24 protein-coding genes are annotated in these 26,137 nt (G+C 42.9%); 21 read left to right on the top strand and 3 right to left on the bottom strand.

Annotation, left to right across the window (positions count from 1 at the left end; genetic code table 11):
* Positions 1 to 11 precede the first annotated feature (11 nt).
* From rsfS to I6H64_RS04725, 10 genes are all read left to right on the top strand, one after another.
* On the top strand, positions 12 to 368 hold the full coding sequence (gene rsfS / locus I6H64_RS04770; RefSeq protein WP_002831393.1) for a ribosome silencing factor: 357 nt from the start codon (positions 12 to 14) through the stop codon (positions 366 to 368).
* The gene (locus I6H64_RS04765; RefSeq protein WP_008841415.1) at positions 368 to 1,108 is read left to right on the top strand and encodes a class I SAM-dependent DNA methyltransferase; all 741 of its coding nucleotides are present in this window, start codon (positions 368 to 370) and stop codon (positions 1,106 to 1,108) included. The genes rsfS and I6H64_RS04765 overlap by 1 nt, the downstream gene beginning before the upstream one ends.
* Positions 1,109 to 1,112: 4 nt before the next feature.
* Positions 1,113 to 2,228, top strand: coding sequence for a tRNA(Met) cytidine acetate ligase (locus I6H64_RS04760; RefSeq protein ID WP_008841414.1), 1,116 nt, complete (start codon positions 1,113 to 1,115; stop codon positions 2,226 to 2,228).
* Positions 2,229 to 2,264: 36 nt separating this feature from the next.
* On the top strand, positions 2,265 to 2,804 hold the full coding sequence (locus I6H64_RS04755; RefSeq protein ID WP_002831396.1) for a YceD family protein: 540 nt from the start codon (positions 2,265 to 2,267) through the stop codon (positions 2,802 to 2,804).
* A gap of 51 nt (positions 2,805 to 2,855) precedes the next feature.
* Entirely contained in the window at positions 2,856 to 3,038 is a 183-nt protein-coding gene (gene rpmF, locus I6H64_RS04750) for a 50S ribosomal protein L32 (protein WP_057782251.1), read from the top strand.
* A 128-nt stretch (positions 3,039 to 3,166) separates the two neighbouring features.
* A complete protein-coding gene (gndA, locus tag I6H64_RS04745; RefSeq protein WP_002831401.1) occupies positions 3,167 to 4,585 on the top strand; it encodes an NADP-dependent phosphogluconate dehydrogenase in 1,419 nt (472 codons plus the stop codon).
* A gap of 395 nt (positions 4,586 to 4,980) precedes the next feature.
* Positions 4,981 to 5,667 (top strand): response regulator transcription factor, encoded by a 687-nt coding sequence (locus I6H64_RS04740; protein ID WP_002831403.1) that lies wholly within the window; start codon positions 4,981 to 4,983, stop codon positions 5,665 to 5,667.
* Position 5,668: 1 nt separating this feature from the next.
* Positions 5,669 to 7,144 carry a HAMP domain-containing sensor histidine kinase gene (locus I6H64_RS04735; protein WP_008841413.1) on the top strand — a complete coding sequence of 492 codons (1,476 nt, stop codon included), beginning with the start codon at positions 5,669 to 5,671 and terminating at the stop codon, positions 7,142 to 7,144.
* Positions 7,145 to 7,403: 259 nt separating this feature from the next.
* Positions 7,404 to 8,657 (top strand): MFS transporter, encoded by a 1,254-nt coding sequence (locus I6H64_RS04730; RefSeq protein WP_008841412.1) that lies wholly within the window; start codon positions 7,404 to 7,406, stop codon positions 8,655 to 8,657.
* 12 nt (positions 8,658 to 8,669) lie between these two features.
* Complete coding sequence (locus I6H64_RS04725) at positions 8,670 to 10,631, top strand: alpha-L-rhamnosidase-related protein (RefSeq protein ID WP_008841411.1); 1,962 nt, start codon at positions 8,670 to 8,672, stop codon at positions 10,629 to 10,631.
* 184 nt (positions 10,632 to 10,815) lie between these two features.
* Here the strand turns inward: I6H64_RS04725 and yidC are convergent, their stop codons facing one another.
* Positions 10,816 to 11,784, bottom strand: coding sequence for a membrane protein insertase YidC (gene yidC / locus I6H64_RS04720; protein ID WP_008841410.1), 969 nt, complete (start codon positions 11,782 to 11,784; stop codon positions 10,816 to 10,818).
* 88 nt (positions 11,785 to 11,872) lie between these two features.
* The gene (locus tag I6H64_RS04715) at positions 11,873 to 12,145 is read right to left on the bottom strand and encodes an acylphosphatase (protein ID WP_036685275.1); all 273 of its coding nucleotides are present in this window, start codon (positions 12,143 to 12,145) and stop codon (positions 11,873 to 11,875) included.
* A gap of 156 nt (positions 12,146 to 12,301) precedes the next feature.
* On the opposite strand from I6H64_RS04715, the gene I6H64_RS04710 reads away from it, so the two are divergent.
* From I6H64_RS04710 to greA, 8 genes are all read left to right on the top strand, one after another.
* On the top strand, positions 12,302 to 13,072 hold the full coding sequence (locus tag I6H64_RS04710; protein WP_008841408.1) for a TrmH family RNA methyltransferase: 771 nt from the start codon (positions 12,302 to 12,304) through the stop codon (positions 13,070 to 13,072).
* Between the two features lie 97 nt (positions 13,073 to 13,169).
* On the top strand, positions 13,170 to 13,679 hold the full coding sequence (locus I6H64_RS04705; RefSeq protein WP_002831412.1) for an HD domain-containing protein: 510 nt from the start codon (positions 13,170 to 13,172) through the stop codon (positions 13,677 to 13,679).
* A 17-nt stretch (positions 13,680 to 13,696) separates the two neighbouring features.
* On the top strand, positions 13,697 to 14,029 hold the full coding sequence (locus tag I6H64_RS04700) for a winged helix-turn-helix transcriptional regulator (RefSeq protein WP_004165691.1): 333 nt from the start codon (positions 13,697 to 13,699) through the stop codon (positions 14,027 to 14,029).
* A 279-nt stretch (positions 14,030 to 14,308) separates the two neighbouring features.
* On the top strand, positions 14,309 to 15,355 hold the full coding sequence (pheS, locus tag I6H64_RS04695) for a phenylalanine--tRNA ligase subunit alpha (RefSeq protein ID WP_036685292.1): 1,047 nt from the start codon (positions 14,309 to 14,311) through the stop codon (positions 15,353 to 15,355).
* 6 nt (positions 15,356 to 15,361) lie between these two features.
* Positions 15,362 to 17,794, top strand: coding sequence for a phenylalanine--tRNA ligase subunit beta (gene pheT / locus I6H64_RS04690; protein WP_056985010.1), 2,433 nt, complete (start codon positions 15,362 to 15,364; stop codon positions 17,792 to 17,794).
* Between the two features lie 84 nt (positions 17,795 to 17,878).
* Positions 17,879 to 19,045 carry an endolytic transglycosylase MltG gene (gene mltG / locus I6H64_RS04685; RefSeq protein WP_008841403.1) on the top strand — a complete coding sequence of 389 codons (1,167 nt, stop codon included), beginning with the start codon at positions 17,879 to 17,881 and terminating at the stop codon, positions 19,043 to 19,045.
* A 15-nt stretch (positions 19,046 to 19,060) separates the two neighbouring features.
* Complete coding sequence (gene udk / locus I6H64_RS04680) at positions 19,061 to 19,717, top strand: uridine kinase (RefSeq protein WP_002831419.1); 657 nt, start codon at positions 19,061 to 19,063, stop codon at positions 19,715 to 19,717.
* A 16-nt stretch (positions 19,718 to 19,733) separates the two neighbouring features.
* Entirely contained in the window at positions 19,734 to 20,219 is a 486-nt protein-coding gene (gene greA / locus I6H64_RS04675; RefSeq protein WP_002831420.1) for a transcription elongation factor GreA, read from the top strand.
* A gap of 165 nt (positions 20,220 to 20,384) precedes the next feature.
* Here the strand turns inward: greA and I6H64_RS04670 are convergent, their stop codons facing one another.
* Positions 20,385 to 23,000 (bottom strand): YfhO family protein, encoded by a 2,616-nt coding sequence (locus tag I6H64_RS04670; protein ID WP_056985007.1) that lies wholly within the window; start codon positions 22,998 to 23,000, stop codon positions 20,385 to 20,387.
* 136 nt (positions 23,001 to 23,136) lie between these two features.
* Between I6H64_RS04670 and I6H64_RS04665 the strand changes: the two genes are divergently transcribed.
* The 3 genes from I6H64_RS04665 to I6H64_RS04655 all read left to right on the top strand — a co-directional run bounded on the left by I6H64_RS04665 (position 23,137) and on the right by I6H64_RS04655 (position 26,137).
* Positions 23,137 to 25,227, top strand: coding sequence for a peptidoglycan D,D-transpeptidase FtsI family protein (locus I6H64_RS04665; RefSeq protein ID WP_036685272.1), 2,091 nt, complete (start codon positions 23,137 to 23,139; stop codon positions 25,225 to 25,227).
* Positions 25,228 to 25,329: 102 nt separating this feature from the next.
* Positions 25,330 to 25,479, top strand: a complete 150-nt coding sequence (rpmG, locus tag I6H64_RS04660) for a 50S ribosomal protein L33 (protein WP_004165222.1) — start codon at positions 25,330 to 25,332, stop codon at positions 25,477 to 25,479.
* 79 nt (positions 25,480 to 25,558) lie between these two features.
* Positions 25,559 to 26,137 carry a 5-formyltetrahydrofolate cyclo-ligase gene (locus I6H64_RS04655; protein WP_008841398.1) on the top strand — a complete coding sequence of 193 codons (579 nt, stop codon included), beginning with the start codon at positions 25,559 to 25,561 and terminating at the stop codon, positions 26,135 to 26,137.

The following is a 26,137-nucleotide window of genomic DNA, read 5'->3' as shown; positions in this document are numbered from 1 at the left end:
GGAGAATGAAAGTGGATAACAAACAAAGCTTAGAATTAGTAGTAAAAGCAGCCGATAGTAAACGTGCTGAAGGAATTATTGCCTTAGATGTACACGAAATCAGCACCTTGGCGGACTATTTTGTGATTACTAGCGCGGACTCAAATCGACAAGTAGCAGCGATTGCAGACGCAATTATTGAAAAAGCAAAAGAAAACGACGTAGAAATTCGTCGAATTGAAGGTTACCGGGCGGCCGAATGGATCCTCATTGACTTAGGTGACATCGTAATTAACGTTTTCCAAACTGACCAACGGAAGTTTTATAACTTGGAAAAGTTATGGTCAGAAGCTAAAAACGTAGAAATTGCGGATTGGATTACTGAATAATGATTTACCAGAGCTTTGCGGTGCTTTATGACCAGTTGTTTGATGAAGAACAGTACCAAAATTGGTTTGAATATACCAAACAGCAAGTTGATTTGAATCAAACCCACGAATGGCTAGAGTTAGCTTGTGGAGCCGGGCGCCTGGCGGTTAAGTTGGCAAAACAACGCCAAAAGGTGACCGGTTTTGATTTATCAAGTGAAATGTTGGCTTTAGCGGAACAACACGCGTATTCTGCAAAAGTTCCGTTAGAACTGGTCCAGGGGAATATGCTTGATTTAGCGGAATTACCCACCTATGACGTGATTTCTTGCTACGCCGATTCGTTTTGCTATTTAGCAAACGAAATTGAGTTATTGACGGCCTTTACGCAGGTGCACGATCACTTAAAGGAGGGTGGTCAATTTATTTTTGACGTGATTACTCCTTACCAAACGGGAGAAGTATATCCGGGATACATGTTTAATTATCAAGACGACCAGCAGGTTTTTCTTTGGACTAGCTATGCGGGTGAAGATCAATACCATGTTGAACATGATCTAACCTTCTTTACTAAGCAAGATCCAACGTCAGACGCGTTTTACCGGACGGAAGAGACCCATTTTGAACGAACCTACGAGTTAGATACGTACGTTGGTTTATTACAGAAAGCGGGCTTTTCTGCGGTGAAGTACTTTGCAGATTTTGGTAACGCGCCGGTAGATGAACAGACTACGCGCTGGTTTTTTAGCTGCAGGAGGTAGTAGAATGCGGGCTTGTGCGGTAATTGCGGAGTTTAATCCGTTTCATAATGGACACCAGTACTTGTTGAAAACTGCTCGGAAAACTTCCCAAGCCGACGTGATGATCGTGATAATGAGCGGCAATTTCGTGCAACGGGGAGAGCCGGCCTTAATAAACAAGTGGGAACGGGCAGCCGTGGCCTTGCAAAGTGGTGCCGATTTAGTAGTGGAAATGCCCACTGAGTACGCTGTGGCAGCCGCGCGAGATTTTGCCCAAGCGGGAGTTCAGATTGCCCAGTGGCTTCGAGCGGATGCGTTAGCATTTGGGTGTGAGACCCCTGGATTAGATTTTCAAGCACAAAGTCGGTTACTTGACCGGACTTTTAGCGAGCAAGATTATAATCAAAGTTTCGCCAGTCAGCTGTTTGCGGAAAGTTCGTTAAGCCGGTCTAACGATATTTTAGGGGTTAACTATGCTTATTGGCAGTTGCGGCTAGCACCTAAATTAACTTTATTGCCTGTGGAACGGTTGCAAGCGGGGCACCTAGACCAAGAAATCAAGGGCACGATTGCCAGCGCGACAGCCATTCGTCAGTCAATTCAACGGAATGATGATCAGTATCAACAAGCGGTACCTGACCGAATGGAAAAGGTGTTAGAACGGCAAAAGCCGGTTGATTGGCAAACATTTTGGCCCTTCTTAGAGTACCGGTTAAAAACAACTTCTGCTAAAGAATTACGCCAAATCCGTGGAATTAACGAAGGCATTGAAAATCGGATCCTTGCCCAAGCGGCACAAAGTAGTTCCTTTATGGAATTAATGACAAATTTAAAAACCAAGCGGTATAGCTATACTAGTTTACAACGCAAATTAACCGCTATTTTATTAAACCTGCGGGCACTGAGTCCGTTGCAAAAGACTCGTCTGCTGGCGGTTAATGCTCAGGGGCAAGCCTATTTGCGGGAACACGATTTTCGTGAAGTTCTGATGACTAAGGTAACGAAAGCGGATTTTACTGCCAGTTATCAGCTAACTAAGCGCGCGGATGAGCTATATCAAATGGTGGCGCCTTACGAATGGGGAAGGACGCCGATTTTAGAAAAGAATGTCAAGGAAAAAACGTTGACAAAGAAATCCTAGATGGTATAATTATTTCTGTTGCATTGGAGGTTCACTATGGAATGGTATTTTACAGAATTGCGTAAGCATAAAGAACCGTTTCAGTTCGATGAGACAATGGATTTGGAACAATCTTTAATCGAACGCTTTCCAGATGTAGTTTTAAAATGCTCACCAATCAATTTTAAAGGCACCGTGACAAACGACCGGGATTCAGTTATGATTGATGCTGAGATCAGTTGTGATTTAACGGTTCCGTCGTCGCGTTCCTTAACACCAGTTCACTTAAAACTTGACTTTTTTGTCAATGAAATTTACGTGGATAGTGCTAGTTTGATTGACACGTTCCCACAAGAAGAAGTGGTCATGTTAGTCAAGGATGACGTAATCGATGTCGATAAGTTGGTTGAAGACAACGTAGTTTTACAGGTTCCCATGCAGGTTTTAACCCCTGATGAAGAACAGAAGGGCACTATGCCTTCTGGTGCAGAATGGCAAGTGGTTTCGGAAGTAGCCGCGGAGTCGGAGCAAGATAAACAAGTTGATCCACGCCTTGCAAAGTTAAAAGATTTATTGAAAGATAATTCTGATCAGTAAGGCTTTAAATTAAGCGGGAGACCGTAATTCTCTTAAAGGAGGTGCTCATTGATGGCTGTTCCAGCAAGAAGAACATCAAAGACACGTAAGCGTAATCGTCGTGGACACATTAAGTTAACTACTCCAGGTTTGGCACTATGCCCAAACTGTGGTGAATTACGAGTTTCACATCGTGTTTGCCCAAGTTGTGGTTACTACAACGGCAAACAAGTTATTGACGTGAAAGCTAACTAATGATTAAAAAGCAACAAAAGGAGCCTAGGTCCTTTTGTTGCTTTTTTGTTTTAAACTTCTTTAATCAAAGTGATTTTTTTGGTAGTATTAATTCGACAGAGTCGTTGTCAAAGAGGAGGAATAGCAACATGGATAAACCACAAATTGGGGTCATTGGAATGGCCGTAATGGGAAAAAATCTCGCGTTGAACATTGAAAGCCGCGGATACACGGTTGCCATCTACAACCGGACGGCTGCTAAAACAAAACAAGTAATGGAAGATCATAGTGATAAGAAGTTAGTTCCTTCTTACACGATTGAAGATTTTGTTAATTCGCTTGAAAAACCTCGTCGGATTATGATGATGGTTAAGGCTGGTAAGCCAACTGACGCAGTGATTGCTGAACTCTTGCCGCTTTTGGATAAGGGTGACGTGTTAATCGACGGTGGCAACACTTACTTTGAAGACACAATGCGCCGTAACAAGCAACTTGATGAATCTGGAATCAACTTTATCGGTACCGGAGTTTCTGGTGGTGAATTAGGGGCGTTACAAGGTCCTTCAATGATGCCAGGTGGTCAAAAGGAAGCTTACGACCTTGTAGCACCAATTTTTGAACAAATTGCTGCAAAAGCTAAAGATGGTGAACCTTGCGTAACGTACATTGGGCCTAATGGGGCTGGTCATTACGTAAAGATGGTCCACAACGGAATTGAATACGGTGACGAACAGTTAATCGACGAAAGTTACGATTTAATGCGTAAAATGGTTGGTCTTTCCGTTGAAGAAATTGCTGACATCTTTGCAGAATGGAATAAGGGTGAATTGGATAGTTACCTAATTGACATTACTGCAGACATCTTAACCCGGAAAGACGATCTTGGCAGCGACAAACCAATTGTTGACATGATCATGGACAAGGGTGGTAACAAGGGAACTGGTAAGTGGAGTTCCCAAAACGCCCTTGAATTAGGGGTTCCACAATCATTGATTACGGAATCAGTTTATGCGCGTTACATCTCGGTTCTAAAAGACGAACGGGTTGCTGCAAGCAAAGAATTGACTGGTCCTAATCCAAAACTCGATGTGGACAAGCAGGAAATCGTTGAAAAGATTCGCCAAGCGCTTTACTTCAGTAAGATTATGAGCTACGCACAAGGATTTGAACAAATGCGGGTAGCTTCTAAGCACTACGACTGGAACCTTAACTTTGGTGAGATTGCTAAGATTTGGCGTGCTGGTTGCATTATCCGTGCCCAATTCTTGCAAAACATCACCGATGCATTTGACAAGAATCCGGAACTAAGCAACTTATTGATGGATGATTATTTCCAAGAAATTGCAAAGAAGTACCAAGATGCAGTTCGCGAAGTAGTTGCCCTTGCTGTTAAAGCAGGTATCCCGGTTCCCGCATTTTCAGCTGCGGTTGCTTACTACGACTCTTATCGCTCAGAAGTACTTCCCGCAAACTTATTACAAGCACAACGGGACTACTTCGGTGCACATACCTACGAACGGGTTGACCGTGACGGCATTTTCCATTACTCATGGTATGAAGAACAATAGACTTAGATAATTAAAAAGAACTGTTCGCGAGCCTTGACTTAAATATCCTTGAAGATTGGGAGTAAAAAGTTGGGGAATTTGCGAGCAGTAACTGGAAATCGATCGTTATGCCTCAATTGGGCATAAGGGTCGATTTTTGGTTAAGTGGGAAAAACTAACTTAGGGCACACGTTGTGACTTCATTAAAATTATCACACAAATGTTTTTAGTCGCTGCTTAATTTTTGGGTCGGTTTTGAATAGGCGTATTCGCTATTGCGACGGCCAGAAAGAAAAATGCATACCTCCAACAAAAACGCTTGTCAGCAACTTAGAGAACTGCTAGGCAAAGCCAGTTGACAATGTTAAAATTTAGAAGTATAGAGATTAAAATAATTTAATTTTGGAGCGGAAAAAATGAGTAAAATTTTGATAATTGAAGATGAAAAGAGTTTGGCTCGCTTTGTAGAGCTAGAACTACAACATGAAGGATACGAAACCGAAGTCCAAGGAAATGGTCGGACCGGTTTAGAAGCCGCCCTTTCAGAAGACTTTGACGCGATTTTATTGGACTTAATGTTGCCTGAAATTAACGGGATTGAAGTTTGTCGCCGGATTCGCCGGGAAAAGATTACCCCAATTATTATGATGACGGCACGCGATTCAATTATTGATCGGGTGTCCGGATTAGACCACGGTGCCGATGATTACATCGTTAAACCATTTGCCATCGAAGAATTGTTAGCTCGTTTGCGTGCGGTTCTTCGGCGGGTTGACCTCGAAGAACAGGATACTTCTTTCCACCAAACGACTGTAGAATTTAAAGACATCGTTATTGAAAAGGAAAATCGGGTCGTTAAGCGAAATAACGAGGTAATCAATTTAACTAAACGTGAATATGAGCTCTTGCTACTTTTAATGGAGAACGTAAACGTGGTTCAATCCCGGGAAACTTTGTTGAGTAAGGTTTGGGGTTTGGAAGATGGCGTGGAAACCAATGTAGTGGACGTTTACATCCGGTATTTACGGAATAAAATTGACGTGGCAGGGCAGCCTAGCTACATCCAAACGGTTCGGGGCACCGGCTACGTGATGAGGACCTAAGATGTTGAAGCAAGCAATTCGTAATCAACGGGTTTCCCTAAAATGGAAATGGGCGATCGGCACCGGTGTCGGAGTTTTGGTAATTTTTGGCCTGTTTTCGTTTTTCTTGTTTAAAATTTTAACCGGCTCACTTTACTCCGTAGAACGGCATAACGTTGAAAATACAATTAGTCAGGTTAACGACCGGCTCCGCAGTGCTCAGGTTATCAATTATCAAACTACCAATATTTTTCGGCCTAATTTTAACGAAAAGTCTACGGAGCACCAACACCGGGTTTTTGACGATAATTTGCTAGCTAATTTGACGCGTAAGGATTTGGCAGTGACCGTTTATGATTTAAATGGGAAAACCGTTTTTTCTAACCAGCGAAATCCGTTGCAAATGAAAAAAGTCAGCCACCGGGTGGTTAAGCACCAAAAGTACCACGGGCAAAAAATTATCGTGGGGCAGGCTCCCATCATTAACCGAAATAAGCAAAAAATTGGCTATGTGGAAGTTGTCAACCTGCTTAGGGACTACGGACGCAATTACCACCGCTTAATTTGGTTGTTTGGGTTGACCTCGCTACTGGTCTTTATGATTATTTCGATTTTCGGGTATGGTTTAGCGTCTTACCTGCTCCGGCCAATGCGCTCCATTAACGTCACGATGCGGGAATTAGAAAAGGATCCGCAAACGGAATCTCGGGTACCGGTTTTGAACATTAACGATGAATTGGAGGACTTAAGCCAACAATTTAATAGCATGATTGATCGGATGCAACGCTATATTGACCAACAGCGACAGTTTGTTGAGGATGTTTCTCACGAATTGCGGACCCCCGTTGCCGTGGTGGAAGGCCACTTAAAGATGCTTAAACGATGGGGGAAAGACGATCCGCAGGTACTGGAAGAATCGATTGAGTCTTCATTGGAAGAAACTCAGCGCATGAAGAGTTTGGTCAGTGAAATGCTGGACTTAACGCGCGCAGACCAAATCGAAATTAATTACCCAAATGAAAAGACCAACGTGGCTCGGCTCGTCAACCAAGTTTTTAACGACTTTAAGATGATCCATCCGGAGTTTCAGTTTACGATGGACAATGAGTTGATCGGGGAGCCGATTGTGCAAATTTACCGTAATCACTTAGAACAAATACTGGTGATTTTGCTAGATAATGCCGTAAAATACTCTCGAGAACGTAAGGAAATTCACTTGTCGATTGCCAACACTAAGCAATTTGTTGAAATTGCGGTGCAAGACTTTGGCGAGGGGATCTCCGAAAAGGATTTAAAGCTCGTCTTTAACCGGTTTTACCGGATCGATAAGGCTCGAAGCCGGGATCAAGGCGGCAACGGCCTAGGACTGTCCATTGCTAAAAAACTGATTGAGGAATACCACGGAACGATTTCGTTAGAAAGTTCGGTGGGATCGGGTTCAGTATTTAAAATTGAATTGCCAATTCTACAAAACCCGGGCTACGACCAAAATTATTAAAAATGACGAACTAAGCACTTTTCCAGGATTTTACTAAAATCCTGGAAGGGTGCTTTTTTGTTGCAATTTTTGGCTTTAATGAACCAACTAAGGGAACCTTGCGGGTAACTAAACCGCAAAATAGACCTGGAGTTTTGCAATCGAATAGCTGTGCCAACGATATTGTAAGCGTTATCAAACGGCCGCAGTATATAAACCATAGAAACGTTTCTAAGTCTTTTAAAAAAACGGGTTAGATTTGATTGAGGAGTTGAAGAGGATGGGTGAACAAGTAACCCCAAAAATGGATCGTAAAACGTTTTCGTTGGTTTTAGTTGCGGGAACGGCGTCTTATTTGGACTCTAGTTTGCTAGTTAGTTTGGGAGTAGCTTTACCAATTTGGACTCGAATTATGCACTTAAGCCCGTTGTTATCCGGGTTAATTTCGACCTTGTTAACTTTGATGGTAGCGCTGGGTGCCGTAGTTGGTGGATGGCTAGCCGATCGGTTTGGTCGAGTCCGTGTGTTTAATTTAGATATTTTATTCGTGGCGGTGGGGGCAATCATTATTGCATTCGCCCCTAATTTACCAATTTTGCTAATGGGAACCATCGTTGCGGGAATAGCTTCGGGGGCGGACTTGCCCACCTCGTTAGCCGTAATTTCAGAACGAACTTCTGACGCAATGTATGGCCGAGCAATTACGATTACCCAAATCTTTTGGACGGTTGGCATTTTGTTATCGCAATTTTTAGGATTTTTAACTTCGGCAATGACGGTCGGTTCGGTGCGGGTAATCTTTAGCGTAATTGCTTTAGTTGCCCTGGTTAATTGGTCAGTTCGGGTCTTTTCTCCAAAATTTAAAAGAGTGGAAGATTCGTTGGTGGACGACCAAAAAGCGACTTTTAATTCGCAGAATGGTCAGCCACGGGTTAAACTAGGCGAAATTTTAAAGAATCCGGCTTACTTAAAGATTCTAGTGGCGTTAACGATGTTTTATTTATTTTGGAACCTGCCTGCTAATACGTGGGGTTCTTTCGTAAATTATTTTTTGGTGACGGTTTCGCACCGCACCCAAGCATTTGCAACCTTGGTTGCCTTAATTGCTAACGTATTTAATCTGGCATCGAATTCCATTTACGTGAAGGTTGCGGACACCAAGTACCGGTATCCAGTAATGGAAGGAGCTATTTTAATTGGGGCGGTATCTTTTTTCTGTGCGGGAGTTTGGAGCGACGTTTGGTGGGCCTTTGCAATTGCGTACGTTTGTTATTCCGCTACAAACACTTTGTGTGGCGAACCAATTTATAAAATTTGGACCCAGACGTTCTATCCGGTAGAAGTTCGCGCTTCCATTACCGGCTTTTCATATGGATTCGTGCGGCTATGCACGGCAATTTTTTCGCTTTTTACACCGACGTTAATGGCGTGGTCAGTACAAAATTTTTTATGGATAATTTTTGCTTGTGCGTTAATTTCAGGTGCCTTCGCAATTGGGATTGTTCAAATGCTACGGCGCCGGAAAACGCGTTAGAAGGGAGATAAAATGAATCAAACTTATTGGATTTGGTATCCTGGAGATTTTGCAATTCACCAAGGAATGCTACAGAACTTTTCTCGTGAAGAACGGGGGATGCAATGGCCGGCATACTGGTACTTAGAGGATTGTTACCGGAACGTAAAGTTTTTAAAAACTTACCAGCTTAAAAACGCAACTAGTTTTATGGTGTGTAGCCATCAACCGGGATACGTAACGGTCAATGAACAGAAGTATTCGTTAAACGAACCAATTAATTTAACCGCAGGGGAACAGCAAATTGTTATCTACGTATTTAGTGCTAAAGACTTACCCTGTGTATACGTTGCGGGAGCGGAAATTTATTCCGATGCTAGTTGGGTTGCAAGTAATTATATTCAAGAACGTCCAGTCGGGTGGAGTGCAATGTTTACTAGCAACACGGATGATCCTAATCAAATCCCATATCGATGTCGAGAAACTTTTCCAAAGCAAATTGTTGAGCGAGCTGGCGGAAAGTTAATTGATTTTGGTAGGGAAATTAATGCCACCGTTCGTTTTACTAAATTAAGCCACCCGATCCAAGTTTGCTATGGAGAGTCAGTAGCCGAAGCTTTAGATACCGTTAACTGTTATTATCAGCAACGCGATGTAAGGGAAAATGAAGAACTGCCTAAACGGGCGTTCCGTTACCTATTTATTCCAGACTATCCCGATGGACAACTAGAAGTTGTAGCGACTCAAATCGACTTACCAATGCAAAATCACGGCATTTTTAAATCGGATGACCCTTTGCTTAACCAAATTTGGCAAGTTTCGTTACGCACTTTCAAACTATGCAGCGATCTTTTCTTTATCGATGGCATTAAACGGGACCGCTGGATCTGGGGCGGAGATGCTTACCAAGATAACTTTATTAACCAATATTCCTTTTTTAACGAAGAGGTTGACCGACGAACCATTTTAGCGTTACGTGGCCATGACGAGGTTCACCAACACATTAATACCACCGTTGATTATTCGCTGTTGTGGATTATTAGCATTTACAACCATTACGAAATGTCTGGAGATCGTGATTTTTTGCAAATGATTATGCCCCGGATGGAGAAGATGATGGATTACTTACTAGCACAAACCAATTCCCTAGACTTCATTATTGGCCGGCCACAAGACTGGATCTTTGTGGATTGGTCGCCAATTGATAAAGAAGGGCCAGTTGCTGCTGAACAGATGTTTTTATTGCAAGCGTTAAAAGCAATGGCGGTAACTAAGAAAGTCTTGGGAAAAACCGCGGATGCCCAGCATTATCAGCAACGCTTTGACCAACTAAAACAAAATGTCTGGAAGTATTTTTGGGATGAAGCAAGCGGGGCGTTTATTGATAGTTATGAATCTAAACGGAGACATGTAACCCGCCATGCTAATATTTTAGCGGTCCTTTTTGCGGTGGTTGATCGCAGACAGCAGCAGTTAATTTTGGACCGCGTCCTCCTAAACGATCGGGTTACGGCATTGACCACCCCGTACTTTAAATTTTTTGAACAAGACGCTTTGTGTAAGCTAGGACAATATGACCAAGTGTATCAAACCATTAAAGAATACTGGGGAGCAATGGTTGAAAAGGGGGCCACCACCGTTTGGGAAGAGTATGATCCGCAGGTATCGGGGGATGCCCAGTATGCAATGTATGGCGACCCCTTCGGAAAAAGTCTTTGTCATGCTTGGGGAGCAAGTCCAGTTTATCTACTGGGGCGCTATTTCTTCGGATTACGCCCCACCCAAGCGGGTTACACAACATTTGAAATCCAGCCTCACCTAGCTTATTTTCAAAAATTACACGGCCAGTTGCCAATTAAAGACGGCCTCGTCCATTTTAAAGTAAGCCGTGGTCAACTGACCATCACGTGCGATCGTAATGGGGGAACGGTAATTAGCCAAGGCAAACGAATTCCGTTGCTGGCCAATCAGCCCGTAGTAATTCCCATTGCGTGACGGATGATTGCTAGCAAAAAAGGGGGTTAAGGGGATTCTTAAAAGCTATTTGGTTAGTTTGGCTTTAATAGAGCAAAAGTCAACTTGTTCCGTTTAACCAAAAAGGACCGTTATGCCCGAATTGGCATAACGGTCCCTTTTCAATTAATGCTTGCGAACTACCTGACTTCTTTTAAACATCTCATTAGTGATGATGCCGTTGTTTTCCAGCATTCCGCTGGTGATTAACGTTCTTTTTGGTTGAATTAGTAGTAGTCTTTGTGGTTGCAGTTTGCGGAGCAGTTTCGGTTGGCTTAGTTGCGTCCGAAGCGTCTGCATTGTCCAAATCTACTGGACCAGCTGGTTTAATAATCTTTGGAGGGTTCTTTTTCATTTCTTCATGAATTTGAGCCCGGATCCGTGGACGGTAGAAGTTGATTAGTAATGTTTGGATACATGCGAATACTCCACCAACCGCAAAGTAAAGTCCTAACCCAGCGGGCGTAGAGAAGGTGAAGAACAAAATCATTAACGGACTAATGACCATCATTGACCGCATCGTCTTGCGTTGTTCTTCAGGAACCCCAAGTGTTCCAAGCCAGCCTTGCAGGAGGTAAACCAAGAATGAAATTATGGACAATAACAAACTTGATTTGGAAAGGTCAATTCCTAAGAAAATTCCCTGGTGCAATTCAGGAGAATATTGAATTGCGGCGTATAAAGCAGCAAATACTGGGAATTGAATTAACAGTGGCAAGCAACCGATCCCGCCAGTCATGCTAATGTTGTTATCCCGGTATAAAGCCATCATTTCTTGGCTGACCGCAGCCTTTTCTTCCGGCGTTTTAGCAGTTTGATTACGCTCTTGGAGTACTTTTAGCTGAGGTTGGATGTAAGACATCTTTTCTTGTTGAACGGTTGCCTTACGGGACTGGTTAACCATCAGTGGTAATAAAATCAACCGAACTACAAAGGTGATTAAGATGATTGCCAAACCATAACTCCCGCCAACTAAATGGGAGAGGTAGTCCATGAAGTGTTGCATTGGAACTGCTAAATTGTCATAGATAAAGCCATAAGGGTGGCCATGGCTGTCGCGTTGAACACAACCGCTTAAGACCAATCCTAGCCCGGCAATTAAACTAATTGTCGAGATTCGTTTTATTTTTTTCATAATCTGCGTATGGTTCCCTTCTTACTTATAAATACTAGAAATACACAAGGGTAACTATACTTGATTTTGCCCGCTTTTTCAACGTACTTTAGTATTTAACTAAAAACTCGCGAGCCTGAAACGACGGAATTTCCTTGACCACTAATTTATCCACCCGCCCAGAAGGAGAAGGAGATGCTTTAACCCCTTGAATAAATTGCTTTAAGATCTCATTTGGTCCTTGAGCCTCAATTTCTACCGAACCGTCGAGGCTATTTTTGACCCAACCGGTAATTTTCATTTGATCCGCAAGGTGTTTGGTCATAAAACGAAAACCGACTCCCTGAACGCGGCCGACCACGTGCATGTGAACTGCTTGCATAACGTTCATCCCTTTCGTCGTTAACTTACAACTATAATTTTATCATTTTCAACTAGCTAAGCTAGTTATTAGCACGTATATCAATTTGCCAAGCTTAATGATAATATAAAAATGGCGTAAGTGTGTTATACTTACAATTGGTAAGGAGATTAGATAATGTTAGAAAAGATTTCTTCTGTAAAAAATTCCAAGGTAAAGGAATGGGTAAAGCTAAAGACTAATAATGGTCGCAAGAAGTACCGCCGTTTCTTTTTAGAAGGGCGTCATCCGGTAGAAACGGCGCTCGTTGAAGAACGTCAGTACGAGTATTTAATTGTGGAGGAGGGATTTGACCTAGCAAGCTTAGAAGCTAACGTTGACGAAGATAAGTTAATTGTGGTTACTAAAGAAGTGTCTAAGCACATTGCCGATACGGTACACGAGCAGGGAATCTTTTTAATTGGTTACGTGGACGATGCGGTTTACGAAATGCCTAGTGACACGACGGGGCAATGGCTGTTGTTGGATAACGTCCAAGATCCTGGAAACATTGGGACAATGGTGCGAACTGCTGACGCGGCCGGATTTACTGGCGTGATTTTTGGGAGCGGAACCGCTGACTTTTACAATCCGAAGATTCTACGGGCTATGCAAGGCAGCCAGTACCATTTACAATTAAAGCGGCTTAACCTACAAAAGTGGATTGAGGCTTGCCATCAAGCTCGTCAAGCCGTTTACGGTTCTATTTTAGACGAGCATGCCCAAAGTTACCGAGACATCGATGCTCCAAAAGATTTTTCCTTAATCATGGGTAACGAGGGGAACGGGATGAGCCCTGAATTAGTTAAGGCTACCGATTGCAACCTTTACATTCCCATCAAGGGGAATGCTGAGTCCTTGAACGTGGCCGTAGCGGCGGGAGTTTTAATGTTTGGTTTAGTTAGTTAAGGTTTGGTTACATTTTCGGTTAATTTGCGTAAATGGCTTGATTAAAAAAAGTTTGCAGTTAATATTAGAGTAACTAACTAGCCAAAAGGAGCTTTAGATGAAGGTATTGGATTGGGAAAATGATGCACAATATTTAGATTTAGTCGGCGATTTACTTGAAACAGACGAAGTACAACGATTGAAAAACTATACGCAGCATCATAACGGAACCCGGTTGGATCATTGTATCCGGGTATCCTATGAAAGTTATTTATTGGCAAAAAAATTCCATTTAGACGTTCGCTCCACAGCGCGGGCGGGATTATTGCACGATCTGTTTTACTATGATTGGCGGACGACCAAGTTTACGCTTGGTACCCATGCATTTATCCATCCCCGGGTTGCTTTACGAAATGCCGAAAAAATTACTACTTTAAATGACAAAGAAAAAGACATTATTTTAAAGCATATGTGGGGAGCTACAATTGCTCGTCCTAAGTATGCAGAAAGCAGCATTGTCTCTCTTGTAGACGATGCCCAAGCAGTAAGTGAATATACGGACCACGTTCGGAAAAACTTGCGGCTTAAATTATTAGAGTATAAAAATAAAGTGATTAAGTTGATTTAGTTAAAGAGGTTTTTGATATGCAAAATGTACACCAAAAAACACCAACTGATTTTGAACTTTGTCCAAAGTTTGAACACCTATTTGATATTTTAGGAAAGAAATGGAACGGTTTGATTTTAGAAGTGCTGACCAGTGCCGGTCCACAACGTTTTCGGGACCTATCACGTTCGGTAACGAAGTGCAGTGACCGGGTGTTGGTTGAGCGGTTAAAGAATTTGGAAGAAGAAGGATTGGTCGAACGATGTACCTATCAGGATTCTTCCTTAATTGAGTACCGCTTAACTGAAGAAGGCGAAGGGCTCCGGCCAGTCTTAGAAGCCGCGCATAAATTTGCGGATTGTTGGTACTAATTGACTATTGACCTCGGCGAGGATTTTAGTTAAAGTAGCTAAGTGAATACAATATCAAGCTAGAAGAGTAGTAGCCGGTTGAGATTAGTAGCCAGAGAAGAAGGGAAAGCTGAGAACCTTCGATACTAGTTGCGGTGAATTCGCTTCGTTTTAGAATAGGCGGGTTGGCCACCCTTATGGGGCTAACCAAGTGTGCAAGTAATTGCAAACAAGGGTGGTACCGCGTTTAAAACGTCCCTTTTTAGGGGCGTTTTTTCTTTGCAGAAAGGTGGAAAGATTATGGGTTTACAGGACAAGTTAAAAGAACTAGAAGAAAAGGGCCTACAAGAAATTAAGGTCACGGATGAGTTATCAAAGTTAAATAAAATCCGGGTTAACTTATTAGGAAAAAAGGGGCCGTTGACGGAAATCTTACGGGGGATGCGCGATTTAAGTAAGGAAGAACGGCCTAAAGTGGGCCAATACGCTAACCAAATTCGCGATAACTTAAAGGAACAAATTGAAGCTCGAAAGGCGGAGTTAGAACAAGCGGCCCTCGACCGGCAATTAGCTAGCGAAACACTTGACGTAACTTTGCCAGGCTCACCCGTTCGCCAGGGCCAACCGCACGTTATCCAACAAATCATTGATAACTTGGAAGACCTCTTCTTAGGTATGGGTTACCAGATTGTGGAAGGTCCCGAAGTGGAATTGGATCGCTACAACTTTGAGATGTTAAATTTACCTAAGGACCATCCGGCACGCGATATGCAGGATACTTTTTACCTTACTAACGAAGTCTTAATGCGCTCGCAAACTTCTCCAGTACAAGCCCGGACAATGGAAAAGCATGACTTTAGTAAGGGACCGCTAAAAATGATTTCTCCAGGCGTGGTTTACCGGCGGGATACAGACGATGCAACTCATTCGCATCAGTTCCACCAAATCGAAGGATTGGTAATTGATAAAAACATTACCATGGGTGATTTGAAGGGGACCTTGATTACGATGGCAAAGGAACTATTTGGCGATCGTTTTGAAGTTCGCCTGCGTCCTAGTTACTTCCCATTCACCGAACCATCGGTAGAAGCAGACGTAACGTGCTTTAACTGCATGGGCAAGGGTTGTTCAGTTTGCAAAAATACCGGTTGGATTGAAGTGCTCGGTGCCGGAATGGTTCATCCTAACGTGCTTAAGATGGCCGGCGTCGATCCTGAAGAATACGGTGGGTTTGCCTTTGGATTAGGTCCCGACCGATTTGCAATGTTGCGTTATGGAGTTGACGACATTCGGAACTTCTATTTAAACGACGTAAGATTTTTATCCCAGTTTGACAAGCGAGGTTAGTTAACAATGAAACTTTCATATCAATGGTTATCCAAGTATTTGGATTTAAGCAACATCGAACCGCAAGATTTAGCTGAAAAAATTGAGCGGACTGCCGTGGAAGTCGATTCGGTTACGCGGTTAGATTATAAATTAAAGAAAATTGTGGTGGGCCACACTTTGGAAGTGGTTGATCACCCAGATTCAGACCACTTACATATTTGCCAAGTTGACGTTGGCGAAGAAGAACCAATCCAAATTGTTTGTGGTGCGCCTAACATTGCTGCGGATCAAGACGTCATCGTGGCGTTACACGGTTCACGAATTAAAGACAACGTTAAAATCAAACGCAGTAAAATGCGGGGTGTCCCTTCAAACGGAATGATTTGCGCATTGCAAGAAATTGGTTTTCCGGATAGCGTGGTTCCTAAGAAGTACGTAGATGGCATTTACGTTTTCCCAGCTGATAGTAACGTTCATCCTGGTGATTCTGTCATGGAAATTTTAGGGATGAATGATGACGTCATCGATACTTCTGTAACTCCTAACCGGGGGGACATGTTCAGTATGAACGGAAACGCGCATGAAATCGCGGCCATTTTAGACCAAACGGCTCAGTTTGAGGCGGTTCCCGAAGTAACCAGCGCCACGGATGCAAAACTAAGTAACCAAATTAAAGTTGAGATTGCTGATGATCAACTTGCTCCGGTATATAAAATGCGTGGTATTGACCAAGTAAAGGTAACTGACAGCCCATTTTGGCTCCAAACCCTTTTAATGAAGGTCGGTATTCGACCAATCAATAACGTAGTGGACGTTACTAACTACGTAATGTTGAAATATGGTCAACCATTGCATGCATACGACCTCGACCAATTGCAAGGCAAGACGGTGGGCGTTGCTAAAGCTGAAGCGGACACCTCATTTACCACCCTTGATGGCGAAGAACGACAGCTCCGTGACGAAGATTTAGTAGTAACTGCAGATGGCCAGCCAATTGCCTTAGCAGGGGTAATGGGCGGCTTGACTTCGGAAGTGGAACCTACTACCAGTCGGGTTGTGCTAGAAGCAGCTATTTTTGATCCGATCAAGGTTCGTAAGACCGCTCGTTTCCATAACTTGCACAGCGAAGCTTCGATGCGGTTTGAACGGGGAATTGATTACGGTGCCGTAACGGATGCGTTGAACGAGGCTATTGCCTTGATTACTGAATTTGGTAAGGGCCAAGCCTATCCGGATGAAGTCGTGGGCGCTGCAACCACTAAAGAACCAGTCAAGGTAGCAATTACGTTGGCTAAAATTAACCGGGTGTTGGGAACTACTCTAACGATTAGTGAAGTCGAAGCAATTTTTGCACGACTTGGTTTTGACGTAACCACTGATGAAAATGCGGAAACGTTTGAAGTAACCGTGCCAGTACGCCGTTGGGACATTCATTTACAAGCTGATCTTCTAGAAGAAATCGCCCGGATTTACGGTTATGATAACCTGCCTGTAACGCTACCAACCGGAGCTCCAACGGTAGGTCAATTAACCGAAAAGCAAAAAATCATGCGGAATTCACGGCAGATTTTAGAAGGGCTTGGTTTAACTCAAGCAATGAGTTATGGCTTAACTACGGTTGCCAAGAGTCAAAACTTCTTAAAGCAAACGACTGAACCAGTTAAGGTAGCTTGGCCAATGACCTTGGATCACGAAGCTTTACGAATGAATTTAGTTAGTGGGCTGTTAGACGACGTTGCTTACAATCACGCGCGCTTTGTTGACGACGTGGCGCTATATGAACAAGGGCGGGTCTTTTATTCAGTTGAAGGGCAAGCTCAACCACGAGAAGTGGAACATTTAGCAGGAGCAATTACCGGATCCTTGCAAGCAACGACTTGGAACCAACCGCAACAAAACGTTTCCTTCTTTGATGCTAAGGGAATTGTAGAAAAGTACCTCCAAAACATGGCGTTAGAAGGCCAGATTAAATACGTTGCTGACCAAGATCGCAAGGGAATGCACCCGGGTAGAACTGCGGACATTTACTTAGACGATCAGCTTATTGGATTTGTTGGTCAAGTTCACCCAACCACTGCGCAAGAATACAAGATCAACGAAACGTACGTATTTGAATTGAACTTAAGTAAAATTATTGATGCACCAAAGCAAATGCAACATTACGAAGTGATTTCCAAATATCCAGCAATTACCCGTGACGTGGCGTTACTAGTGGCTGAAGAGGTTACTAACGAACAAGTATTAGACGTTATTCAAGGCACCAAGCAAAAATACCTGTCGGACGTTAAATTGTTTGACGTTTATGCTGGACATCATTTAGATGCGGGAACTAAATCGCTCGCCTACCAATTGACCTATCAAGATCGAAATGCTACTTTACAAGAGGATACCGTTAACCAGGAATTTGCGAAGGTAGTTGAACAATTAGAAACCCAATTAGGAGCAACAATTCGCTAAGGATTACAACTTGGTGACTTTAATGCACATTAAGGGATAATTTTGTATAATTACCAGTATTGTAAACGATAGGAGAATGAAATCTTGAATAATAACAGCAACGATTCTAATCAAAGTCGGCGGAGGCGGACTGATAATAGTCACGCTAATAAAAACAGTCATCAAATTATCAAGTGGGTAATTAGTATTTTGGCGGTAGTAATTATTATTACTACCTTCATGGGCTACCGGTACTATAGCTCTTCACTTAAACCATTAAACCCGCAAAGTAATAAACAGATTGAAGTGAACATTCCGATTGGTTCAACCGCTCGGGAAGTTGGTTCAATCTTGGAAAAGAAGCAGGTGGTTAAAAGCGGAGCCGTCTTTAACTATTACACGAAAAAGCAAAAGTTGAATAATTTTCAAGCTGGCTACTACGTTTTAAAGCCTTCGATGACTTTAAAGCAAATTGCTACTAAACTTGAAAAGGGCGGAGCGGCTGAACCAATTGCGCTAAACGGACCGCGGATCTTAATTAAAGAAGGCGAAAATATCGATCAAATTGCCGATTCAATCGCCAAAGATTCGAAATACTTTACTAAAAAAGACTTCTTGAAGCTGATGAAGGATGAAAGTTTCATTAAGCAGTTAGCTAAGAAGTACCCTAAGTTGTTAGGTTCTGCAATGGATGCGCAGGGCGTTCGTTACCGTTTGGAAGGTTATCTCTTCCCAGCTAGTTATTCAGTTAGCAAGGATACCAGTCTAAAAGACGTGGTCACCCAAATGGTTGCAAAAGAAGATGCCGTACTCCAACCTTACTACGGCAAAATCAAGGAAAAGGGCTTAACTGTCCAACAAACCTTGAGCATTGCGTCCTTAGTAGAAATGGAAGGTAGTAAAGCTAGCGACCGGACTAAGATTGCGGGCGTATTTTTGAACCGGATTAAACAAGGTGAAACACTCGGTTCTGACGTTTCGACCCGATATGCCGTAAAGAAATCGGCTACGGAAAATCTAACTGCATCGGATTTAGCAAACCCAAGCCCATATAACACCCGGGTAAGCACCGGTTACATGCCTGGTCCGGTTGATAATCCAGGCGAAAACTCGATTTTGTCAGTAATTAATGCTGATACTAAAGATGGATACCTATACTTCTTTGCGGTAACTAAGAAGGCTGGTGGCCATAAAGTTGGCGACGTCTTGTTCTATAAGGACTTTGATAAGTTTAATAATGACGTGGCAAAATACAATCCGGAAGGTAAATAGTGAGGAATTAGATTAATGAGTACGAAAAATAGTCCAATTATTATTGGGGTAACCGGAGGATCTGGAAGCGGGAAAACAACCGTTAGTAAGAAAATTCTTGAACAACTTGATGGACACTCAATTTCAATTATCCAACAGGATTCTTATTATAAGGATCAAGCGGGAATGACTATGGAAGAGCGGCGTGCGGTTAACTATGACCATCCGTTAGCTTTTGATTCAGATTTGTTGTATCAACATTTGAAAATGCTCAAACAGCGGCAGGCGATTGACGTTCCGGTTTACGATTATACGATTTCAACCCGAAGTCCCGAGGTGATTCATCAGGAACCTACGGACGTGGTCATCTTAGAAGGAATTTTGATTTTAAGCGACGAACGCATTCGTGACATGCTGGATATCAAGGTTTACGTTGATACGGATGACGACATTCGGATTATTCGGCGTATTGAGCGAGATACCCAGGAACGGGGGCGTTCCCTAGAATCAATCATTACCCAGTATTTAACCGGGGTTAAACCGATGTATCATCAATTCATTGAACCAACTAAACGCTATGCTGATCTTATCGTTCCCGAAGGTGGGGAAAATAGCGTAGCAATTGATTTGTTAGTAACCAAAGTTCGCGATATTCTTGCACATGCAGGTCGCGACCGACAATATAATAAATAATTTTTGAGGTGAAAGAATGGCAGACGAAAAAAGATATCCAATGACTTTGGATGGTAAGCAAAAGTTAGAAGAAGAGTTAGAAACTTTAAAAACGGAAACTCGGCCACAAGTAATCGAACGGATTAAGATCGCCCGTAGCTTTGGAGATTTATCTGAAAACTCAGAATATGAATCAGCTAAGGATGAACAAAGTATGGTGGAAAGCCGAATTAACACGATTGAACACATGCTTCACTATGCTGAAATTATCGATGACGAAGCGATTGATAGTAACGAAGTTTCCCTAGGCCGGGTTGTAGAGTTCCAAGAACTTCCTGATGAAGAACCCGAAGAATACACCATCGTGGGTGCTGCTGAAGCAGATCCGATGTCTGGTAAGATTTCAAATGATTCACCAATTGCTAAGGGCTTGTTAGGTAAGAAGGTTGGCGACGTAGTCACAATCGCTACACCAGGCGGCGATATGAAGGTGAAGATTTTGACCGTTAAGAGTGCGGAGTAGTTTTTAAACTTTCAATATATCAATGATAAAAGGACTAAATCTTGAGGTGTTACTCAGATTTAGTCCTTTTTAGTTAGTGTTTTATTATTAACTTAGCTAGGAAAATAAAAGGGAGATTAGGGTCCTTGTGGATTCTAATCTCCTTTGAGTTATTTTTTGTTTTATTTATTTACGCCGCGATTTTTGCCACCACAGTTTGATTAGTAAACCTAACCAACCCAGAAGGGTGATGATAGTTCCCATTCCTAGTAAAGGAGGGTAATAAGTGAGCTTCCATTGGTGGGTGCCTGACGAAATTTTGTCTGCACTACCCAAGAAGTGGTTGGCAACTTTTTGGGTAGCGACCGCGTGGCCATCTACTTTTAAGTGCCAGCCCGGACTATATGGGATCGAGGTAAACAGGTACGGCCGCTTTGTAGTTGCCCTAAGCTTTCCCGTAACCACGTTGCCGTTAGCTTGTACATCCGTAAGCTGGTTATTTTGTGCAACGTGATCTAACTGTTTAAATTTAGCAAAATCAAGTTGATAAATTCCAAAATCAGACATTAATAGGGTCGATTTCTTCAGCACAATTTGAATTCGCACCCGCTTGCCGCGACTATGGTCGGCAACTGACAAAACAATTGGATGGTCGTAGTCAATGTCTTCGGTAATGCGTTGGTTATTAACGAAAATGTCGGCATTATGATAGTTCATCTGGCTGCCAACGGTAATGTAGAGCGGATCGTCAGTTTGAGGAACCACTTCAAAAGTAACCGAGGAACCCTTATTTAGTTTTTGTTTATTAAGCACTGCGTTCCGGACGTCAGCCGAGGTGCTGACGTTGGAATAATAAATTTGTGCAGTGCTGGTGAGGTCGCCGAAGAGGTTGACCTTACTTTGGCCACCCAACGCGGTCATAATTGCGTTTTGGTACTCTAACGGACGATAGGCTGGTAACTGGTTGGTAACTGGTTGTGAAGTCATCGTCCCTAAACTAATTGCGTAAGGGTTACGGTAGTTATTCGCATACCGAGTTTTATCAAAGTAATCATAACGCTGTAAAATATCGTGCCGGACGCTCCGGGTTAAAAACGGATTTTTCTTAGGCTGGGCGTCAACGAGCGACCAGGAACGAAAGTCTAAAAATGCGTCTGATAGTAAAGTTCCGTTCATATAGGTAATGTTTCCCGAAGTGGTCGGTTGGCCTAAATCCGCCATGGCCTCTAGGGAATTAGTTTCTAAGTTAGAATTAAAACTAGCTCCACTGTTAAAGCCTAACTGAATGGGATCGTTTTTTGCCCGGAAGTAATTAGTACCAATCCGCTGAAAATCTGCGGGATGTTTTTGGATTTGGCGGAGAGCTTTCCGCGCTGCGACACTATAAGTTTGAAATTCACTTTGGCTAACGTAGCTGATGCGGTTTAAAGACCAAACGGCATTAATTCCAACGTCGAGGACCATTAATCCAAGCATAATCGAACGCAACGCCGGGTTGGAATTTGCGCTCTGTAAGCCAACCCATAGTAGCAAAGCAGCTATGAAAAGGATTCCGCCTAAAATTAATTGGTCGTTAGATAAAAAGTCTTGCGATTTTGGCAAGAACTGGATACCTGCCAGTAGGATTAAACATAGTCCTAGTAGACTAGTGACCAGCGGGGCTAATAGCTTATTTTGGAGAGGATAAAGCATCCCCCAAAAGGCAAGCATCATCATCCAAAAGCTAAAGATAAAGCTGAATCGGTAAGCATACCACCACGGAAACTGCATAGCGTGCCAAAGTAAGTCTAGTGGTGACCAGCAAAATGACAGCAAGAAGATTGCGGTGATTGCCAAGGCACTTAGGCGTTGAGAAAGTTTAATTTGGCGGTTAAAGAAGTAGGCGATTACCGCAATTAAAATTACCATCCCGACGTAAATGTTTGGAAGTCCCTCGGACATTTGTTTAAAACTAAAGGTTCCTGGAAATAGCTTTAAAACCATCTTGAGCGGATTATATTCGAATTTCCACTGCAAGGTGTTTTCAGTGTAGTTAGCCTTTCCGTGCAAAAGTGCCCACAAAGTCGGCATCCAGGTCACCGCAGAAAAGATTCCCACTGCCAGCCAAGCCTGCACAAAGGTCCACGCCTTACGCCAATTGAGGCGGGGACTGCGCCACAGAAAATACATCACCGTAAAAATTCCAATCATGTACGCAAAGTAATAGTTAATAATTACCATGGCGGTCATGCTAATTACAAACAATTTAAGCTTGCGATCGGCGATAATTTGGTCGATTCCCATAATAATCAGTGGCAATAAAATTGGAGCATCAAGCCAAAAAAGGTTGAGCTGGTTTGCAATTGAAAAGGCCATTAAACTATAGGAAGTAGCAAAACCTGCCACACTAAGCCGGTTAGGATTTCGTCCAAGGCTTCGTGCAAGGTGATGCAAATAAAGCGCTGCGGTTAAGCCTGCCAAAGCATACTTGACTAGGGTAACGATTAGGATCCCGGTAGTAATACTTTCCTTTTTAAAGAAAAGCAGTATTAAATTAGTTGGGCTTAATAAATAGTAGGCCCAGGTGCCGAACATGTCACTCCCAAGGCCGTTGCTAAAGGAGTAAAAAAGTTGACCCGGGTGTCCTAAAATAGTTTGCCGAAAATATTCATAAAAAGCGACATATTGCTGGCCCATATCCACGGTTAGTAAGCTCGAGCTACCAAATGGAGCAAAGCCCCGGTAAATAAAGTAGGTGAGCATTACTAAAGCGGGAATACAGCTACTGAGCAATAAATCACGTTTTTGGTTATTAATTTGCATAAAGATCCCCCAAGCAATTTATTAATAGTATTAGGATAGCATAAAACATCTTTAAGACTTTACTAATCAGTTAGTGAAGTGGCATATTTTCTGGTAGAATAAACGAAGTGATTTAACTAAGGAGTAATATGTGGACATGAAAAATCCGAAGAAAAAATTTCGGCGGCAAAAAAGTGAATTACCGTTTCGGTTAAATTTAATCTTTTTTGGTGTCTTTGCGTTATTGTTATTATTGATTGGCCAATTAGGCTATTTACAAATTTTGTACGGCTCAAAGCTCCAAGCCGAGGTTAACCGTTCGGATAACATGGTAGAAACCGAAAATGTACAACGCGGGATGATTTACGATTCCACGGGTAAGGTTTTAGTGGGAAATAAGGCGCACCAAGCGGTTTCTTATACTAAGAATATGAACGTCCTACCGCAGGATATGTACGACGTAGCTAATAAGTTAAGCAAGTATTTAACGGTTGAAAAAAATGACCTTACTTCAACTGATATTGCGAACTATCTTTTAGCTGACAGTAAAAATAGTAAAGCTTACGCGCAAAAAATTCCTAACCGGGAAAACCTTTCTAGTAAGGCATTGCAAGAAAAAGAGATTGCCGCGGTCAAAAAGGATCACGTTGAACTGACTGCTTGGCAAAAGAATGCCGCGCGAATCTATAAAACCATTAGCGGAGCTTACCAGTTATCGACGGTTTACATTAAGGAGACTGATTTAACCAGCGAGGAACTATCTCAAATTGGGGAACACTTGTCAGAGATGCCGGGAGTTAAGATCACTACTAGTTGGACCCGAAACTATCCTGCTGGCGATGACGTAAAGTCGTTTGCCGGAACGGTTAGCAGCTCCAAAGTCGGACTTCCTAGCGATGAAGTGAACACCCTCTTGGCGGAAGGCTATGCCCGCAATGATCGCGTTGGCCAAAGCTACCTTGAAAAACGTTATGAACCAGTACTGAAGGGTACTAAATCCCAGACTTCTGTGGAAGTTAGTTCGGGCAACCAAGTGGTAAAACGAGTGCAAAAGTACGCTGGTAAGAAGGGTGATAACCTAGTTTTATCAATTAACTCTAAGTTCCAAGAAGAAGTGCAAAAAATCATGAAGGAAGCTTCCCAAAACGCGGGCGGCGAGTCAACCGGCGGGTACGCGGTGGTAATGAATCCGAAGACCGGGGCGGTAATTGCCTTGGCCGGAGTAGATCGCGATCCGTCAACCGGTAAAATCACCGATAACGCCCTCGGAACTATTAACGAGCCAATTGTAATGGGATCGGTGGTCAAAGGCGCCATGGTTTCCGGAGCCTTAATGGACGGGGTAATTACTCCAAAAGACAATACCCTGATTGATAAGCCCATTAAGTTGGCGGGAACGGGTTCAAAGAGTTCGTGGTTCAACAGTACGGGTAGTGCGAATATGCCGGTTGACGTATCGACCGCGCTAGAAGTTTCTTCAAACTCCTACATGATGCAATTAGCCATGAAGGAGGGCGGTTTCAAGTACAAAGAAGGTGCAGGATTAGCTGGGATGAATCCGACCGTGTTTAACAAAATGCGGGGATACTTTGAACAGTTTGGCCTCGGAGTAAAGACTGGAATTGATATTCCGGGGGAATCGGCAGGTTATAAAGGACCTTCGAGTGCGGCAGACATTGGTAAGGCGTTAGACCTCTCCTTTGGGAACTACGATGCTTACACCACAATTCAAATTGCACAGTACATGTCGACGATTGCTAACGGAGGGTATCGAATTGCTCCTCACGTGGTGGAACAAATCCGAAGTAGTCGTTCAAATGGTAAGCTAGGGGCAGTACAAAGCACCACCACCCCGCAAGTGTTGAATTACATCGACATGAGCAAGGAAGAAAAGAAAATGGTTACGGACGGACTATATAAGGTAGTGCACGGTACCAATAAATATAAAACCGGGGGACCGCTTGCAAGTATTTCACCAGGAATCTCGGCTAAAACTGGTACGGCGCAGACCACTACTAATGGGAAGTCAACGGTAACGCTATCCTTAGCTTCTTTTGCACCATCTAACGATCCGCAAGTCGTCGTGGCATTGGCACTACCAGGGTTGAGTACCTCTAGTGAAGCTGATAACATGAACGCGGCTAAGAAGATTTATGAAGCTTACTGGAAAGACGTCCAATCGAAGTCTTCCTTAGAAAACCCAACTAAGGCGACTAAAGAATCGGCTGCGCAAAACTTAAATGGGTAATTTATCGAATTCATTATGGAAAAAATATGTAAATCGTGGTAGCATGTATAATGCTAGTGGATTTTAGAATTCAAATATATATAATTAATGGAGGTCATTCCAATGCGTGTACACATTACTTTAGAATGTACTGAATGCCATAACCGTCAATACTTGTCATCAAAGAACAAGCGTAACAATCCAGATCGTTTGGAATTAAACAAGTATTGCCCACGTGAACGCAAGGTTACATTACACAAAGAAACTAAATAATAATTAAGGCTAGGGGCCCCAAGTTGGAGGTTGCTGGTCTTTTTTATTACAAGTTCACCGAATCAGGAGGAAGAGGCCCGTGGATAAAAAACAATTTCGGCAACGTCAGATAGAACAGTTGCGACAGTTGTCTCCGGATGTTAAGGCTAAGCTAGAAGAGCAAATTATGGAACGGTTCTTTGAACAAACTGCGGTCAGCACGGCAAAAAACGTAGCAATTACGTTAAGTCAAAAATTTGAGCTAAACACGGCCCCCATTATCCGACGCCTGCAAGAATGCAAGATTTCAGTGTTGGTTCCTAAAACTTTTGAAAATCGACGGATGGAGTTTGTTTCGTTAACCTCCCAGACCCAGTTGGCACCCCAGGCCTTTGGCATTTTAGAGCCCGTGGACGGGGTTCCGGTTGCACCCACAGCTCTTGACTTGATTGTGGTCCCGGGGCTAGCTTACGAGCAAACAGGCGGTAATCGTTTAGGATTTGGCGGAGGATACTACGACCGTTATTTAAAACGGGCTCCGCAAGCACATAAAATTGTGTTAGCATTTAATCAGCAAGTTTATCCTGCTGCTCACTGGCCGGTAGATCAATTTGACGTGACGATGGATCTAATTATTACCGAGCAAGGGGTTCAATTTAAAAACGAACGGATAAGATAG

The sequence above is a fragment of the Pediococcus acidilactici genome (assembly GCF_016127815.1).
Lineage (GTDB): Bacteria > Bacillota > Bacilli > Lactobacillales > Lactobacillaceae > Pediococcus > Pediococcus acidilactici.
Note: the sequence above shows the minus strand (reverse complement) of the source record. Positions and strands in the feature narration are given on the sequence as shown.

What these genes read in the sequence shown, in the direction of transcription:
- I6H64_RS04765 (WP_008841415.1), top strand. Translation starts at nt 368, where the DNA reads ATGATTTACCAGAGCTTTGCGGTGCTTTATGACCAGTTGTTTGATGAA.
- I6H64_RS04760 (WP_008841414.1), top strand. Translation starts at nt 1,113, where the DNA reads ATGCGGGCTTGTGCGGTAATTGCGGAGTTTAATCCGTTTCATAATGGA.
- I6H64_RS04755 (WP_002831396.1), top strand. Translation starts at nt 2,265, where the DNA reads ATGGAATGGTATTTTACAGAATTGCGTAAGCATAAAGAACCGTTTCAG.
- rpmF (WP_057782251.1), top strand. Translation starts at nt 2,856, where the DNA reads ATGGCTGTTCCAGCAAGAAGAACATCAAAGACACGTAAGCGTAATCGT.
- gndA (WP_002831401.1), top strand. Translation starts at nt 3,167, where the DNA reads ATGGATAAACCACAAATTGGGGTCATTGGAATGGCCGTAATGGGAAAA.
- I6H64_RS04740 (WP_002831403.1), top strand. Translation starts at nt 4,981, where the DNA reads ATGAGTAAAATTTTGATAATTGAAGATGAAAAGAGTTTGGCTCGCTTT.
- I6H64_RS04735 (WP_008841413.1), top strand. Translation starts at nt 5,669, where the DNA reads ATGTTGAAGCAAGCAATTCGTAATCAACGGGTTTCCCTAAAATGGAAA.
- I6H64_RS04730 (WP_008841412.1), top strand. Translation starts at nt 7,404, where the DNA reads ATGGGTGAACAAGTAACCCCAAAAATGGATCGTAAAACGTTTTCGTTG.
- I6H64_RS04725 (WP_008841411.1), top strand. Translation starts at nt 8,670, where the DNA reads ATGAATCAAACTTATTGGATTTGGTATCCTGGAGATTTTGCAATTCAC.
- yidC (WP_008841410.1), bottom strand. Translation starts at nt 11,784, where the DNA reads ATGAAAAAAATAAAACGAATCTCGACAATTAGTTTAATTGCCGGGCTA.
- I6H64_RS04715 (WP_036685275.1), bottom strand. Translation starts at nt 12,145, where the DNA reads ATGCAAGCAGTTCACATGCACGTGGTCGGCCGCGTTCAGGGAGTCGGT.
- I6H64_RS04710 (WP_008841408.1), top strand. Translation starts at nt 12,302, where the DNA reads ATGTTAGAAAAGATTTCTTCTGTAAAAAATTCCAAGGTAAAGGAATGG.
- I6H64_RS04705 (WP_002831412.1), top strand. Translation starts at nt 13,170, where the DNA reads ATGAAGGTATTGGATTGGGAAAATGATGCACAATATTTAGATTTAGTC.
- I6H64_RS04700 (WP_004165691.1), top strand. Translation starts at nt 13,697, where the DNA reads ATGCAAAATGTACACCAAAAAACACCAACTGATTTTGAACTTTGTCCA.
- pheS (WP_036685292.1), top strand. Translation starts at nt 14,309, where the DNA reads ATGGGTTTACAGGACAAGTTAAAAGAACTAGAAGAAAAGGGCCTACAA.
- pheT (WP_056985010.1), top strand. Translation starts at nt 15,362, where the DNA reads ATGAAACTTTCATATCAATGGTTATCCAAGTATTTGGATTTAAGCAAC.
- udk (WP_002831419.1), top strand. Translation starts at nt 19,061, where the DNA reads ATGAGTACGAAAAATAGTCCAATTATTATTGGGGTAACCGGAGGATCT.
- greA (WP_002831420.1), top strand. Translation starts at nt 19,734, where the DNA reads ATGGCAGACGAAAAAAGATATCCAATGACTTTGGATGGTAAGCAAAAG.
- I6H64_RS04670 (WP_056985007.1), bottom strand. Translation starts at nt 23,000, where the DNA reads ATGCAAATTAATAACCAAAAACGTGATTTATTGCTCAGTAGCTGTATT.
- I6H64_RS04665 (WP_036685272.1), top strand. Translation starts at nt 23,137, where the DNA reads ATGAAAAATCCGAAGAAAAAATTTCGGCGGCAAAAAAGTGAATTACCG.
- rpmG (WP_004165222.1), top strand. Translation starts at nt 25,330, where the DNA reads ATGCGTGTACACATTACTTTAGAATGTACTGAATGCCATAACCGTCAA.